The organism is Heyndrickxia sp. FSL W8-0496, from assembly GCF_038007825.1.
Classification (GTDB): Bacteria; Bacillota; Bacilli; order Bacillales; family Bacillaceae_C; genus Heyndrickxia; species Heyndrickxia oleronia.
The window spans coordinates 4,568,306-4,584,665 of the sequence record NZ_JBBOXX010000001.1 but is presented as its reverse complement, the minus strand read 5'-3'; the positions used below and the strand labels follow the sequence as shown (position 1 = coordinate 4,584,665).

Genomic DNA, 16,360 nt, shown 5'->3' with positions numbered 1-16,360 from the left:
AAGTTTTGCCTTTCATTTTACTGAGGAAAAAGCTGCAATCTCCATAAGAACCACTGAAAAACTTTATTGAGTGTAAAAGTCGGCAGTTGGGCTTTTAAAAGAGCAACAAACTATACGGGAAACAGCCTTTAAAATAACTTGTTGAGTAGGACCTAGGAGTAGAGCATTTTCAATTTTAAGTTCGTATTGAACTCCATCGATAAGTAATATTGAAATAGTGTTACTAGTCACTTTTTCAACCACTTTTATAGTTTCTACATGATAGCCTTCATTTTCAAGGTGTAAGAGAACTGCGTTATGAAACTTCAGAGGCTCTTTGTACCACTTATACCAATTATCCAACTCAAAACGAATGGTAGTATCTCTTTGAAAAAGGGACTTTTTTAAGCTTTTAAACAAATGAACTCCCCCCATTGTCCTTTCTTTTTTTCTTATATTAAATCTAACACAAGTTTGGTTTATATTACCAATGGCATCTAAATATTATGATTTATATCTTTCTAAAGAGCGTCAACATTTAAATGTAAAAAACTTATCTATATATGAAAGTTCTACTGCCGGTTTTATTCCTAATAAAGGGTTTGCGCGTTCTTATGAAGTTTACAGCACTTTTCTCAGTGGAATGAAAGACTTGTCATTTCAATTAGTTAAAACATTGCATAATTAGTAACAATGTATGAGAAATGCCCCTTTTTAGCTATTAAGATTAAAAGTCATCATTTGATGTTTTATCATGTAGCTATTTCAATTACAATGATAGTAACATAATATTTAGACTGAAGAGATCAGAATTTTTTTGGAGGAGATTGTAGTTGAGTAATAAAGTGTTAATTATTGAAGATGAAGAAAGTATTCGGGGCTTTATAAAAATTAATTTTAATATGCATAATTTTCAAGTGATAGAAGCGGAGTCGGGCGAAAAGGGATTAATGATGGCGAGCTCAGAACATCCCGATATTGTTATCTTAGACGTGATGTTACCCGGGATAGATGGCTATCAAGTATGTGAATCATTGAGACAAGAATTTCCTGATATAGGTATTATTATGCTTACTGCAAAAGGGCAGGATTTGGATAAAATTAAGGGGTTAGAGCTCGGAGCAGATGATTATGTTGTTAAACCATTTAATCCAATGGAGCTCATTTTGCGTGCGAAATCTTTAGTGAGAAGAGTTGGAGAAAAGCATGACCAAGTACAAAGTCAAAATGTCACATATGGACCATTTGTTATTGATACATATTCCAAAAAGGCTTATAAGAATGATAAAGAATTATCACTAACTCCAAAGGAGTTTCATTTATTACAATTGTTTATGGAAAATCCGGGAAAAGCTTTTTCAAGAAATGCTTTATTGGATACAATATGGGGCAGTGATTTTGTAGGGGATCATAAAATTGTTGATGTAAATATAAGAAGGCTGCGAGTGAAGATAGAAGATAAAACGTCAAAGGATTTATTTATTGAAACCGTATGGGGTACTGGCTATCGATGGAGGAAGGATTAGCAGATGTTCAAGAAAAGAAACAAAAGTGTTTCTTCAAAAAGTATAAAAACAAGACTTGTTGGTAATTTCATCATTATTATCCTCATAAGTGTGTTAGTCTTTGAAGCGTTACTTATTTATTTTACTAGATATTACTTCTATCATAATGTCGAAAACGTATTAACAAATCAAATTAAAATTTCCTCGGACTTTTATTCAAAGTATTTTTCCAATGTTCCGCTCGAAGAGAATGTCATTGATAATGTAGATGTTTTTTGGCAGCAAACGAATGCACAGGTGCAAATTGTTGATTTGAAAGGCAGGGTTCTATTAGATTCAATTGGAGTAGAAAATAAACAAACTCTAGGTAGCTCTGATTTCTATGATGCGTTGGCAGGAAAGAAGGGCGTTAGTATTGGAAAAGTTGACTATGGGCGCGAAAAGGTAATGACTGTGTCCTATCCTTTGAAATCAGATGGAGAAGTGGTAGGGGTATTGCGATTCATTACCTCACTATCAGCCGTTGATAAAGTAATTAGGAATATTACACTTATCTTTATTAGTATAGGGATTGTTGTAATTGTGATTACTGGTGCTATTGGTTTAATTCTCTCTTCAAGTATTGTACTTCCACTAAGAGAGGTAACAAATGCAGCAGAGATTATGGCCGGAGGTAATTTAGAAATACGAATAAAGAAAAATAGAAATGATGAGATTGGAAAACTAGTGGATACGTTAAACTATATGGCAGAGGAAATAAAGAAAAGGGAAGAAATCAAAGATGATTTTATCTCCTTGGTTTCTCACGAGCTGAGAACTCCTCTTACTTCAATAAAGGGCTGGGCTTCAACATTAAGTCGGGTTGATCGAAACGAAACAAAAATATTTGATGATGGCTTGACGATAATTGAAAAGGAAAGTGACAGACTAGCCATAATGGTTGAAGAACTTCTTGACTTTTCAAGCTTTGCTTCAGGGAAAATTTCTTTAAACAAGAAAAAAACAGATCTTAAAGATATTTTTCATTTTATTGAAAAACAAATGCGGCCAAAGGCAATGCGAGAAGGGATACATTTGCAAGTAGAGTGTGAGGAACTCCCACTTATTGAACTAGACGGAGATCGAATTAAACAGGTACTGATTAATCTTTTAGGGAACGCCTTAAAATTTACTCCTTCTGATGGTACAGTCTCTCTGCGTGGTTATATGGAGAAAGATGCGGTTATCATGTCTGTAATTGATACAGGATGTGGAATAAGTAAAGAAGAATTGCCAAGAATTACGGAAAAGTTTTATAAAGGAAAAAATAGTAAAGCACATACAGGTTTAGGTCTTTCTATATGTGATGAAATAGTCAAACTTCATAAGGGAAGTCTCCTATTTAAAAGTGAAGTAAATGTGGGGACAGAAGTTATTGTTAAGCTACCACTTGAAATCAATCATACAGGGGTATCATGATGAAGCAAAAATTACATAGGGTACTGACCCTATTCCTATTGTTAATGATGGCTACCTTAATGGGATGTACATCAAGAGACTTCAGTATTGGTGGAAAAATTGCTCCACCCATAAATGAGAGGATAACCATTAAGGGGACGTGGAAGATTGCAGAGTTTATAACGGCAGATGAAGATCATATAAAAAAAAGTGATCAAATTCAAGATTATATCGGGAAAACGGCTAAATTTAATCATGAAGTATGTGTTTTTGGTAAAGATGAATGTTTGAAACCCGAATATAAGATGATTAATGTGTCGGCGGTTGATTATATGCAGAATAAATTTAAAATCACGCCAGAACAAATCGGAATTCATGATAAAAGAATGGATATAATTACTGTCACTTCAAACAATCAAATTTTCTATGAATTTATGAAGATAAATGATCAAACCTTGTATGTATCTGTGGAAGATGGTTTCTTTAAATTAGAAAAACAATCAGATAACGTTCATGTAGGAAAGAAATCCAATGATTTAAAAAATGCAAAAATCAATGCTAGCAGTGAAAGTGAGGACAATAATCCATTTAAATCAGGACTCTTGCTCGGGATTCGTTCTCATGACAATACCTACAAAACCTTGTGGATCAGCTATATTAATAAAAAATTGCATCCAGTCATGGAGACTGAACAACTTTTTGTCCCAAGGAAGAAAGGATTTTGGGAAATAGGGTATAAAAAAGCCAACGAAGGTGTGGGTGGAAGCCTATATGTTAAGCCCGATGTTGCGGCACCAAGTAAGCTAGAATTAAAGTCTAGAAATATTCTTACAGAAAATAGTGAGCGAAGAATAGTTTTTGTTGGAAATGATTACATTGGCACAGAGCGTTTTCAACGCTATCAGGTGCTTCCAATTGATCATATTAGCGGGGGAAAAGGGATTACACTTTCAGATGTAACTATTAAACATTCTTCCAATGCATTAATTCGTTCAAGTGAGGCATTTATTGCATCGCTGGAAAAAAAGAAGGCACAACTTCTTAATCCTGAACCAATAGATGATAATTTCATTTTAGAAAGACGTAATGGCCATTGGATTATACGAGGCAGACTCTATTATAAGCAGCCTATCGGATCAAAGAATTACGAGGATTTTGACATCAATGTTATGGTTCCTTCAAAATTAATCCAATATGATGAAATGAACATTCCTTGGGGAGAAATCAAATCGAAAATGCCTTGGGTGATCGATGCGTATGAATCTCCAAATAAAGATCTATTAATATTGATATCTACAGATACAATTTATATTTATTCGCTCAAAAAAGGGAATATCTCAAAGCATCCATTGAAGGAAATTCCATTAAATGAAGGAGATTCAATTGTCATGGCTGAATGGTCACTTGGACATTATGTTGAGAAGTGGGGAGAAATTGTTCAAAGAAAGTTCATCCCTTTCAAGGAAAAATGATTTAAGGAAAGATTGCTTTTGTATCGTTTATTGCTTTTATAAAAGCCCTACTGCCGGATTTTCACTTCATAAGAATTCAGCGAGTTCTAATGGAGTTTCTCAGTGAGTGGCAGAGGGGCGACGGTCTTCAACCTATATTTAATAGTTAACACTTTACCTAAATAGCCATATGTTTTTTAGGAAAATCACTAACACAAAAGAGGGATTAAAGTGAAACAAGTATATAGTGAGATCATCCAATTTCGTGGAACTCATTATGATTTTGGATATTTACAAGGGGAAAAATTAAAAAATTCACTTATAGTTAAAAATCGTAAAAATCAATGGAAGGTTCGGAAGCCACGTTTTCAAGTACAAGAGGAAGAGGTAAAAGAGGCAGTTATTCCTTTTGCTCCTGGCATTTGGGATGAATTATTAGGGATGCAGTCTGCATTAGAATGGCCAATGGATCGAATATTAATGGAGTTTGGCGGATATCGCTTAGATTATGTTCGTTCAGGTTGCTCAATCCTAACAGGGGAAGATTATTTAATTCGTAACTATGACTACCATCCAAAAACTTATGAAGGGCGTTATACACTTTTTCAACCTACAGATAAAGGATATGCCATTATTGGACCGAGCCAGAGAGTGACGGGACGAATGGATGGAATGAATGAAAAAGGATTGGTAATAGGATATAATTTTATGCATCGGAAAAACCCAGGAGATGGGTTCATTTGTTGTATGATTGGCCGGTTAATACTAGAGTCATGTGCAAATGTGCATGAGGCAGTAGAAATGCTAAAAGAAATTCCTCATCGACATTCTTTTACCTATGTCGTATTTGATCAAAGTGGTGAATCAATTGCCGTTGAAACCTCACCTCGTAGAGTAGAAGTTCGTCAAACCAATATGTGTACCAATCATTTTGAAATAATGAAGCATGAGAACCGCAATCATCTGGTCGATTCCAAGCGGAGATTAGAAGTCTTGCGTCACCATCAAGAGCACCTCGAAGGAGCCATGGAAGCCTTCCGTTTATTGAATGATACAGATAAAGGTGTTTTTTCAAATCTATATGGAAGTTGGGCAGGTACCATTCATACTTCCGGATATTTACCAAGAAAAATGGAAGCATGGTTCGCCTTAGGTGGAGATCATGAGCCAGTCAAATTAGATTTTGCTAAATGGCTGAGTGGTGAGGACCTGAGTTTGGAACGTATGATAGGAATTGTTGACACTGACATTCCATTTGTGCATATGGATGAGGGTGCGGACTGGTTTAAAAGCTAATGATTTAGGAGGAAATAGAGTCATGTTTATAAGACCTGCAGAAAAAAGGGATGCAGTTGAAGCAGCAAATCTTATCCATCTAGCAATAAAAGATATTGCTGAAACCCTAACTGGAGAAAAGGAAGAGACAAAAATAAGACAAGTTCTCGCTCAGTTATTTACTCAAGAGAGAAATCGCCTTAGCTTTCAAAATTGTTTAGTGGCTACTACTGATCAAGCAATTATGGGAATTATTATTATCTATTCTGGAGCGGACGCTCAAATGTTAGATAAACCAATTATTGATCGATTAAAGCAATCGGGTGAGGAAAAAGAAATTGTGATCGATAAAGAGGCTGAATTAGAAGATTACTATATAGATACAGTTTGTGTAAATCCTGATTATCAAGGCCAACGAATTGGAACTCACCTTATTCAAGCGGCTGAAAAATTAGCTTCAGAAAAAGGCTTTAACCGAATCTCTCTAAATGTAGCGAAGGATAATCCAAAAGCATGTCAATTATATACGCGTTTAGGATACAAGAAGGAACAAGTAATCCAAATTAATGGACATGATTATGATTATATGGTGAAAATCATAGATTAATTGTTGGCAGAGCTGTCTGATCTTATCTTCAGACAGCTTTTTCTCATATTTTTAATGTTTCATTCGGCTTCAAATTTTACTCTTATAAAAAAAACAATGGCTCCTTCATCTATAAGAAAATGTTGCTAATGATGACAAATAGCTCCTATCATTCTATAATGGGATTATTGAAAAAATTCAGATACAGGGGGACTTCCATTGCCAATTAATATACCGAGACAATTACCTGCACGTGAAATTTTGGAACAAGAAAATATTTTTGTTATGGACGATGAACGAGCGAACAGCCAGGATATTCGTCCATTAAATATTCTTATTTTAAATCTGATGCCTGAAAAGGAGAGAACAGAAGTACAATTACTTCGGCTTTTAGGTAATTCACCCCTACAATTGAATATTATGTTTTTGCATATGGAATCACATGAATCTAAAAATGTGAGCAAATCCCATCTTGAACAATTTTACACAACCTTTAAGAATATAAAACATCGCCGTTTTGATGGAATGATTATCACAGGAGCCCCGATTGAACTTTTAAGATTTGATGAAGTGGACTATTGGCCGGAAATGGTAGAAATTATGGAGTGGACAAAAACGAATGTAACCTCGACTCTTCATATTTGTTGGGGAGCCCAGGCAGCTCTGTATCACCATTTTGGTATTGATAAATATGAACTTGGCAAAAAATTAACAGGAGTATTTAAGCATCGTGTATTAGATCCGACGGTAAAAATCGTTCGCGGCTTTGATGAAGAGTTTCTCGCTCCACATTCACGATATACAGGTAATTTAAGAAATGAAATGGTTGATTCCGATAATCTAATGTTACTATCAGAATCGGATGAAGCAGGCCCGTTTTTGTTCATGTCCAAAGATGGGCGACAAATAATGATGACAGGTCATTTAGAATATGATGCCTGGACACTAGCTGAGGAATATACACGGGACCAGTTAAAGGGTATAGGTGAGGTCTACATGCCAAAACACTACTTTCCAAATGACAATCCTAATGAGAAACCGCTCCATAGGTGGCGTTCCCATGCACATCTCCTATTTTCAAATTGGCTTAACTATTATGTATATCAAGAAACGCCGTATCAGTGGGAATAAGACGAAATAGTAAAGAGGAATTTCAAAGATGGTTGAAATTCCTTTTTTTAGTTTTTATTTATGCTCTTTTCTCAAACATTGTTGCTTTTAAGTAAAGTTTTAACTGATAACTTTCGGCTGAAGACTAAAACACCTTTCATATCTCTGAGAAAAGAGCAGCAATCTCTATAAGAATTACTGAATCCTTTATTGGGTGTAAAAGCCGGCGGTTGGCTTTTACAAAAGCAACAAACTATACGAAAACAGTCTTTATTTAAACAATCTTTCTAAGAATGTTAGGGGCATATACCAAGAACTCGATCTAGAAGTGAAAGCCGATAAAAAATAGACGAGAGAAGGCAGCTCTCTCGTCAAATAGTAAATTCCTTTTTAGTTCTCTAGTTCACCTTTAGTAATTGTAAAATCATACTTTGCTGTTGGTTGGCTTGAGCCATCATGACCATCGCAACTTGTGCAAGGATGGATTGTTTCGTATACTCCATCATTTCCTTTGCAAGATCAGCATCGCGAATCCTTGATTCTGCTGCTGTTAGGTTTTCTGCAGTGTTTTCTAAATTATTGATTGTATGTTCAAGACGATTGCTGTAAGCTCCAAGTTTGGAACGTTGAGACGATACAGTCTTCATTGCCTGATCAATCTTATCTATTGCTGATGAAGCTGATTCATGCGAGGACATATCAAGAGTTCCTTTTGCTGTATAACCTTTCTCACCATTCCCACTGTCAGTTAATCCCAACTCTTCAGCACGCATATCTGATATTTCAATGACCATCGTTTGTCCTGCATTTGCGCCAATTTGGATCGTATATGAACTCTTTGAGCCATCCAATAATTTCATTGTGTTAAATTCAGTGTCGTTACCAATCCGTGTGATTTCTTCAGTAAGCTGGTCAATTTCTTCTTGAATCGCATTACGATCTGCATCACTAAGTGTGTCATTAGCAGCCTGCACTGAAAGTTCACGCATTCTTTGCAGTATCGAATGTGTTTCATTAAGAGCGCCTTCTCCAGTCTGAATAAGAGAGATCGCATCCTGAGCATTTCGGGAAGCTTGATTTAACCCCCTAATTTGCGCGCGCATTTTTTCAGAAATCGCTAATCCAGCAGGGTCGTCCGCTGCTCGATTAATCCTTAATCCCGAAGATAATCTTTCCATTGCTCGACTCTGAGCTGTAATTGCTCGATTATACATTCGATAGGCGTTCATTGCAGCAATATTATGATTAATAATCATGGGATTTTCACATTAGCAAACCATCTAGTACTGCTTTGCTAAAAGTTCCATTTTCCCTCCTTTCTTTAGTTATTTTTACTATTAAAAATGATATTCTAGCTGAATGTAATACTTTTGAGAGGAAAAATACATTTCATCCAGTATTTTACTTATCCCTCTTCTTTATATCGGTTAAGAACCTAGGAATATGAAGGTGCCTTGCGAAGAAAAGTGGGCATTATTTCCGTTCTTAAAAACGATTCACCCATTGTTATTCGTTAAAAACTTAACTTAAATAGCAACAATGTTTGAGAAAAGAGTCGAAATAAAAGAATGAAGTCCTCCTGGTATAACCGCTGTCGTACATTGGATAATTCCTCATCCAATGTGAAACAATACCTTTGTCAATTCAATTGCGACAAAGTTAGCTTTCTTCATCATTGAATGAAGGTTTTCTGTGATTTAACATGGATAGTGTAAAATCTAATGAAAGGAAGAGAGCGAAATGGCTCAATCAAATATAAAAGTAGCTGTACAGAAGTTTGGTAACTTTCTTAGTTCTATGGTTATGCCAAATATTTCCGCTTTCATTGCGTGGGGATTAATTACGGCATTGTTTATTCCTACTGGTTTCTTCCCAAATGAAAGCCTTGCCAAAATGGTTGATCCAATGGTCACATACTTACTTCCGTTATTAATTGCTTATACCGGTGGTAAGCTTGTACATGACCAACGTGGAGCGGTAGTAGGTGCTATTGCAACGATGGGTGTCATTGTTGGAACAGATATACCGATGTTCTTAGGTGCAATGATTATGGGCCCATTAGGCGGCTATGTCATCAAAAAATTCGATAAGTTAATCGAAGGGAAGGTCAAAGCTGGTTTTGAAATGCTTGTAAACAATTTCTCCGCGGGGATTTTAGGTGGAATTTTAGCTATATTAGCATTTTTAGCCATTGGTCCTGCCGTTAAAGGATTAACTGGTTTATTAGTAGATGGTGTTGATTGGTTAGTTGGAACAGGGCTGTTGCCACTAACAAGTATTATTATTGAACCTGCAAAGGTTTTATTCTTAAATAATGCCATTAATCATGGTGTTCTATCTCCAATAGGCGTGGAGCAAGTAAAGGATGCAGGAAAATCGGTTTTATTCCTTTTAGAAGCGAATCCAGGTCCTGGTATTGGTGTATTGCTTGCGTATTGTATTTTTGGAAAAGGTACGGCAAAGAGATCTGCTCCAGGGGCAGCTATTATTCAATTCTTCGGTGGAATTCATGAAATTTATTTCCCATATATCTTAATGAAACCTATGCTATTCTTCGCTGTTATTATTGGAGGAGTCAGTGGGGTATTCACATTAGTTCTATTGGGCGGTGGATTATTTGCTCCTGCTTCCCCAGGAAGTATTTTAGCAATTGCTGCTGTTACACCACACACAGCTGGTTCATATATTGCTAACTTTGCTGGGGTTCTTGTTGCCGGTGTTGTTTCATTTCTTTTATCTGCACTTATTTTAAAAACAGGTAAGCAAACAGAAGAAAATATTGAAGATGCAGCAAGAAAAATGGAAGAAATGAAAGGTAAGAAAAGCTCAGTTGCTGATGTATTTGCTTCTCAACCAGGAGAATTTCCTGAAAATGTTCAAAAAATCGTATTTGCTTGTGATGCAGGAATGGGATCAAGTGCAATGGGTGCATCACTATTGCGCAAAAAGGTGAATGAAGCGGGTCTAAATATTTCTGTAACAAACACAGCCATTAGTAATTTACCATCTGATGCACAAATTGTTGTGACACAGGAAGAATTGACTCCACGAGCGCAAAACAAGCTTCCACAGGCATTCCATGTATCGGTTGATAATTTCTTATCTAGTCCGGAATATGACCAATTAATTGAGCGATTAAAAGGTGATGGAAAAGACAATCTACAAGAAATCGTTGAGGATGCAGAAGAAGCAGTACCTGGTCCAGAGGATAATGAAAATACAGATAATGACTTGCTTTTAGAAGAAAATGTATTTTTAAATCAATCCTTTGTTAATAAGGAAGAAGCAATCCGGTTTGCTGGTCGTGCTTTATATAATGCAGGATATGTAAAAGAAAGCTATATTGAAGCAATGATTGCACGTGACCAATTGACTTCAACATTTATGGGGAATGATGTAGCCATTCCACATGGTACGGAAGAAGCGAAAAAGGATGTATTAAAATCTGGGTTTACTGTTATTCAAGTTCCAAATGGTGTAGACTTTGATGGAAATAATGTCCGTTTGATTTTTGGTATTGCTGGGAAAGATGGCACACACCTAGAAATATTATCTGGTATCGCCGTTACATGCTCTGAAATGGATAATATAGAAAAAATGGTCGAGGCAAAATCAGCAAAAGAAATTATCGATATATTAAATAATAAAGAATAATTTTTTGTTGAAAATGTACCGATCACTTCATTATTAGAACTAGGAATAGAAAAGTGTTTTATAACACTTTTCTATTTCTGTATTTTCTCTTGTAATAATAATAGAAAAGAGATGGTAGCTATGTTTATTACTTCAAGGGAAAAAGCAATCATCGAGCTTATTATTAAAACATCTGGGAAACATACGGCTTTTTCCATAGCCACTTTTTTAAATGTAAGTGTCCGTACGATTCAGAGAGATTTGAAAACAATTGAAAAGATTCTCCATCAATTTCATCTTCAATTAATCCGAAATACAAAAGATGGATTAATGATCGAGGGGAAAAATGAACAAATTTTTCGTTTAATTCAACATTTAACAGGAAGTCAGCCGGTAGATCAACCACCACAAGAAAAAAAGCTCTTACTTTTTTTGAACTTATTACAGGAAAGTGAGTCATTCAAAATACAAGTTTTAGCAAACGAACTTGGTGTCAGTATTACTACTTTAACTGGATACTTAGACGAATTAACAGAATGGCTAAGGAATTTTAATTTAGTTATCAACCGAAAAAGAGGTGTGGGTGTTGAATTAAAGGGAACAGAAAAAAATAAACGAAAAGCTTTGGCTAGTTATTTTTTGCTTTATTTTAATGAAGAGCTTATTGAGAGTCTATTTTTACTAGAAAAGGGACAATCAAATCAAAATCAAATCCTTTATTTTTTTCAACCTAATCGTTTATTAGATATCGATCATTTGGTAAATAATGAAGTGAACAGTCGACAATCTCGTTTGGCAGATAGTGACTACATAGGCCTTGTTATTCAAATTTACATTACGATGCAAAGAGTTACTGATGGTTTTCTTATTGAGAATGAAATAATTTCAAGAGATGATTCTGATGAATATCGTTTGATTATGAAAATATGTAGCGACTTAGAAAAGCGATTTTCTGTTAGGTTTAATGAAGGTGATTTGGACTTTCTGACTACCATTTTAAAAGGTTCTAAGCTACAGGAGGCAATTAATATTCCATACGATAGTGTGGTATTGGGGCAAATGATTAAAAATGTGATTCAATATGTCTCGTCCCAATTGCATATTGATTTAACAAATGATTTTTCATTATATCAAGGATTATTAGCCCATATGGAACCATCGTTATTTCGTTTGAAACAAGGTTTGAAGTTGTTTAATCCTTTAACTGAGGAAATCAAAAGGAAATATCCGGTGCTTTTTCTAGCTGTAAAAAATAGTGTGGAAAAGGAATTTAAAGAGATTGAGGAATTTCCAGATGATGAGATTGCCTTCATTGTTCTCCACTTTGGCTCTGCACTAGTCCTGAGGGAAGAGGAGATTGCAATTAAAGCACTAGTAGTTTGTCCTACAGGAATTGGTACATCAAAAATGCTTGCAAGTAGATTAAAGAAGGAATTTTTAGAGATTGATTCGGTTGATATTAAATCAATTAAAGATGTTCAGTTGCAAGGGAATCTACAACAATATGATGTCATTCTCTCGACTGTTCGTCTTCCATTCTTAAATAAAGAATATATCTTAGTAAATCCACTTTTAAGTACAGAGGATATAGCTGTTATTAGAGGGTTTTTACAAAAAAATATTGAAAATCTAACAAAAAATAAATTATATAGTGGAACTCAAGAAAATGCCTCCTCCAAAAAATTACGTCCTTCTCTAATGGAAGTATTGAAGGAAATGAAAGATATACAAACAGGTATAGAAGCCATCCTTCAGCATTTCCGAGTGTATCGAGTGAAGGATACTAATGATTATAAACAAATTATGCAGGGGATGTTAGAGAAGGCTAGGAAGGAAAAGCTATTAACCAATGTCGAAAATGTTATGGACTCCTTAATCGATCGAGAAAGAAAAGGAGGTCTAGGAATTCCAGCAACAGGAATGGGATTATTTCATTGTCGAAATCGGCATGTACATCAATTAATTTTTCAAATTGCTCATTTGAATGAGCCTTGTTCGGTAATGGGAATGGATGGGCAAAGCATGCAGATGAAAAGTCTTCTACTGATGTTGGCTCCAGAAGAATTAAGTTCTAGAGAACAGGAAATTATAAGCCTATTAAGTACTAGTTTAATCGAAAATAATGATGCTATCATGATGTTTTCATCAGCTGATGAAGCAGTAATTCGTAAAAAAATGGAATCCATTTTTTCAGACTATTTATTTACTAATTTGATAAAGGAATGAGATAATTGAAACAAGTTGTACATTTTGGCGCAGGAAATATTGGTAGAGGGTTTATTGGAGCACTATTTTCACAATCTGGCTATCATGTTACTTTTGTCGATATAGCAGATCAAATTATTGACCAATTAAATAAGGACAAACAATACGATGTAAAATTAGCAACGGATCAAAAAGAAACTGTGACTATTAGTAATGTATCTGGATTAAATAATTTAAAGCAAGAGACTGAAGTTGTAGAGGCTATAAAAGGTGCAACATATTTAACGACTGCCATAGGGCCTAACATTCTTCCACGTATCGCACCATTAATCGCAAAAGGGTTAATTGAAAGAGTCAAGACAACAGATGAAAAATTATATGTTATTGCCTGTGAAAACCAAATTTCTGCAACAGATTTATTAAAGGGCTACATAGAAGAACATTTAGACGCAGAGACAAAGGCGCATTTATCGAATAAAATTTATTTCTTTAATTCTGCTGTTGACCGCATTGTTCCTATTCAAAATAACCAAGGATCACTTGATGTGCTTGTTGAACCTTATTACGAATGGGTAGTGGAAACAACAGAAAGCATTCCACCAGTTGAAGGAATGAAAATTGTCTCTGATTTAGCCCCATTTATTGAAAGGAAATTATTTACGGTTAATACAGGACATGCTGTTATTGCTTATTTAGGGTATCTTGAAAATAAAACAACGATCGACCAAACTTTGGCTGATGAAGCCATTGTGAAGCAAGTTAAAGAGACTCTTGGCGAAACGGGTGCTTATCTGATTAAGCAGTATGGATTAAATCCTGATGAACATGAACAATATATCAATAAAATTATTCAACGATTTAAAAATGCCTATTTAAATGATGCAGTTACAAGAGTAGGCCGCTCACCAATCCGTAAGCTAGGACCAAATGATAGGCTTGTCCGCCCAGCTACAGAGGCGCATAAAGCCGGACTTTCTTACACAAACCTTGCAAAAGCTATTGCTTCTGCTTTACTGTTCGATTATAAAGAAGATGAAGAAGCAGTGAAATTGCAAGAAATGATAAGTGCTCATGGTGTATCTCATGTATTGAAGGAAGTAAGCGGGTTAGCTGAGGACAGTGACATTACAAATGAAGTTCTAAAGCAATATGAACAATTAAATAAATAACTCCTACAAAAAAAAGTCGCTAAGAAACTCAATTTTCTTTTGCGACTTTTTTGGTTTATTAAATTTTTAAATCACTATGGTTTAAAGATTTCGTTTCTATTTGTATTGTTGTATGTTCAATTTGAAATTTATCTTTTATTAAATCTATTGCCCGTTGAAGAATTTCTTGAGTATCAGCATGTTCTTCAACAAGAAGGTGGCAGCTTAAAGAATCTAATCCAGATGTAATTGTCCAAATATGAAGATCATGTACGTTGATTACCCCGTTAATTTGTTTTAAATAGGATTCGACTTCACTTTGATCAATAGTAATAGGGGTACCCTCCATTAGGATGTGTATGGATTGCTTCATTACACCCCATGCACTTTTTAAAATCAATAGAGCGACAATCACGGAAATAATAGGGTCAGCGATATACCAATCAAATAAAAGCATTAAGGCACCAGCAATAATAGCACCGACCGAACCTAAAGCATCTCCTAATATGTGTAAATAGGCACTTCGTAAGTTGACATTATTTTTTATATCGCTTTTTCTTATAAGAGACCATGCACTAATTAAGTTTGCAATTAGTCCAATTGCTGCAATAACCATCATTGAACCACTAGCTACTGTAGGTGGTTCGAAAAATCGTCCATAGGCTTCCCAAACAATAATGCCAGCAATGATAAATAAGGTTAATCCATTAAGTAAAGCAGCTAATATTTCAAAACGATAAAATCCATATGTTTTATTACGGGAAGCTGGTCTTTGAGCGAACCAAATAGCGAATAGGCTTAATATTAAAGAGCTGGTGTCACTTAACATATGACCAGCATCAGATAAGAGAGCCAAACTATTTGTGACAAGACCGCCGAAAAATTCTAATAACATGATCCCAGCCGTAATCGTAAGAGCGATAATTAATCCTTTTTTATTCCCTTCTCTTGTTTCCGCAAAATGACTATGACCATGATGATGTCCGTGATGATCGCCTGAATGATGGTGATGTCCCATAATACAACCTCCTCATTATTTTAATATGTGATAAAAAAGCGATTAAAGACATAAAAAATGAACTAAGTACTTAATTTTAATATATGAATATATATTCATATATAATATATATTCGCAAGCAATATTTGTCAATAGTTATTAAAAGATGAAAATCACTTTGGGATAATTTAGTATTCAAAGAATGAATCACATATTTAAATAAAATGGTCATGCTTTGTTATAATGGAGGTAATTATAACGAATGTTGAAGAGGAGAGTCTAAATGAAGGATTTTATAGCTATTGATTTTGAAACAGCCAATCGAAATCGATATAGTGTGTGTTCAGTTGGTATGGTGTTTGTGGAAAATGATAAAATAGTGGATTCGATTTATTCATTAATAGATCCAGAGGAACCCTTTGATCCAATGAATATATCTGTTCATGGAATACAGCCGACTGATGTAGAAGGAGCTCCAACATTTAATACTTTTTATCAATCGATACAGCATTATTTAGAGAATCGGCTAATTATTGCTCATAATTTAGCTTTTGATGGCTATGTATTAAGAGATAGCTTAGCTCGTTATAATTTAATGCCGGTTCCAAGTAAATTGCTTTGTAGCTATCAATTATCAAGGAGATTAATTGAGGGAATAGGGAGTTATTCACTTAAATCTGTCTGTGACCATTTTGAAATTGATATTATAAATCACCATCATGCATTAAGTGATGCACAAGCATGTGCAGAGATAGTGTTGAATCTCTCCAGGGAGTATGAATTATTTAATTTAGATGATGTATTCTCCAAAACAAATATTAAAGCGGGTGAGATATCACCAGGTTATTACCGGTCTTCTTTAGTTTCTTCGTCCAAAAAAAGAAAAAAAGAAAAAGAGAAATATCATAAAATTACATAGATAAGTGAAAAAGGCTCGTATTGAGTCTTTTTTTGATGGCTTCAAAAGCTTGGTCTTTTCTACTGATTTCAGTTCTAATGTGCTGCTCCTCGAGGTCAAAAAAGTTTCATTTTTT

13 protein-coding genes are annotated in these 16,360 nt (G+C 34.9%); 10 read left to right on the top strand and 3 right to left on the bottom strand.

The features are described from left to right. Positions 1-63: 63 nt before the first annotated feature. Positions 64-399, bottom strand: coding sequence for a hypothetical protein (locus NST63_RS23200; RefSeq protein WP_212943634.1), 336 nt, complete (start codon positions 397-399; stop codon positions 64-66). A 413-nt stretch (positions 400-812) separates the two neighbouring features. On the opposite strand from NST63_RS23200, the gene NST63_RS23195 reads away from it, so the two are divergent. The 6 genes from NST63_RS23195 (at position 813) to metA (ending at position 7,364) form a co-directional block, all read left to right on the top strand. Further along, complete coding sequence (locus NST63_RS23195; RefSeq protein WP_242598174.1) at positions 813-1,505, top strand: response regulator transcription factor; 693 nt, start codon at positions 813-815, stop codon at positions 1,503-1,505. A 3-nt stretch (positions 1,506-1,508) separates the two neighbouring features. Continuing rightward, positions 1,509-2,942 carry a sensor histidine kinase gene (locus NST63_RS23190; protein ID WP_212943636.1) on the top strand — a complete coding sequence of 478 codons (1,434 nt, stop codon included), beginning with the start codon at positions 1,509-1,511 and terminating at the stop codon, positions 2,940-2,942. After that, the gene (locus tag NST63_RS23185) at positions 2,942-4,393 is read left to right on the top strand and encodes a hypothetical protein (protein WP_341043840.1); all 1,452 of its coding nucleotides are present in this window, start codon (positions 2,942-2,944) and stop codon (positions 4,391-4,393) included. Before NST63_RS23190 ends, NST63_RS23185 begins: the two co-directional genes overlap by 1 nt. A 210-nt stretch (positions 4,394-4,603) precedes the next feature. After that, complete coding sequence (locus NST63_RS23180) at positions 4,604-5,668, top strand: C45 family autoproteolytic acyltransferase/hydolase (RefSeq protein ID WP_212943639.1); 1,065 nt, start codon at positions 4,604-4,606, stop codon at positions 5,666-5,668. Positions 5,669-5,690: 22 nt separating this feature from the next. After that, on the top strand, positions 5,691-6,254 hold the full coding sequence (locus NST63_RS23175) for a GNAT family N-acetyltransferase (RefSeq protein ID WP_341043839.1): 564 nt from the start codon (positions 5,691-5,693) through the stop codon (positions 6,252-6,254). Positions 6,255-6,452: 198 nt separating this feature from the next. Then, positions 6,453-7,364: a homoserine O-acetyltransferase MetA gene (gene metA, locus NST63_RS23170; protein WP_341043838.1), complete on the top strand. Its 912-nt coding sequence runs from the start codon at positions 6,453-6,455 to the stop codon at positions 7,362-7,364. Positions 7,365-7,741: 377 nt separating this feature from the next. Here metA and NST63_RS23165 read toward each other — a convergent pair whose 3' ends face one another. After that, complete coding sequence (locus tag NST63_RS23165; RefSeq protein ID WP_058003220.1) at positions 7,742-8,599, bottom strand: flagellin N-terminal helical domain-containing protein; 858 nt, start codon at positions 8,597-8,599, stop codon at positions 7,742-7,744. A gap of 484 nt (positions 8,600-9,083) precedes the next feature. On the opposite strand from NST63_RS23165, the gene NST63_RS23160 reads away from it, so the two are divergent. The 3 genes from NST63_RS23160 to NST63_RS23150 all read left to right on the top strand — a co-directional run bounded on the left by NST63_RS23160 (position 9,084) and on the right by NST63_RS23150 (position 14,350). Beyond that, positions 9,084-10,997 (top strand): PTS mannitol transporter subunit IICBA, encoded by a 1,914-nt coding sequence (locus tag NST63_RS23160; RefSeq protein WP_212943642.1) that lies wholly within the window; start codon positions 9,084-9,086, stop codon positions 10,995-10,997. Between the two features lie 120 nt (positions 10,998-11,117). After that, on the top strand, positions 11,118-13,202 hold the full coding sequence (locus NST63_RS23155) for a BglG family transcription antiterminator (protein WP_341043837.1): 2,085 nt from the start codon (positions 11,118-11,120) through the stop codon (positions 13,200-13,202). 5 nt (positions 13,203-13,207) lie between these two features. After that, a complete protein-coding gene (locus NST63_RS23150) occupies positions 13,208-14,350 on the top strand; it encodes a mannitol-1-phosphate 5-dehydrogenase (RefSeq protein ID WP_278891324.1) in 1,143 nt (380 codons plus the stop codon). 58 nt (positions 14,351-14,408) lie between these two features. Here NST63_RS23150 and NST63_RS23145 read toward each other — a convergent pair whose 3' ends face one another. Beyond that, a complete protein-coding gene (locus tag NST63_RS23145) occupies positions 14,409-15,347 on the bottom strand; it encodes a cation diffusion facilitator family transporter (RefSeq protein ID WP_212943645.1) in 939 nt (312 codons plus the stop codon). 262 nt (positions 15,348-15,609) lie between these two features. Here NST63_RS23145 and NST63_RS23140 point away from each other — a divergent pair, with 262 nt between their 5' ends. Further along, positions 15,610-16,245, top strand: a complete 636-nt coding sequence (locus tag NST63_RS23140) for a 3'-5' exonuclease (RefSeq protein ID WP_341043836.1) — start codon at positions 15,610-15,612, stop codon at positions 16,243-16,245. Positions 16,246-16,360 lie beyond the last annotated feature (115 nt).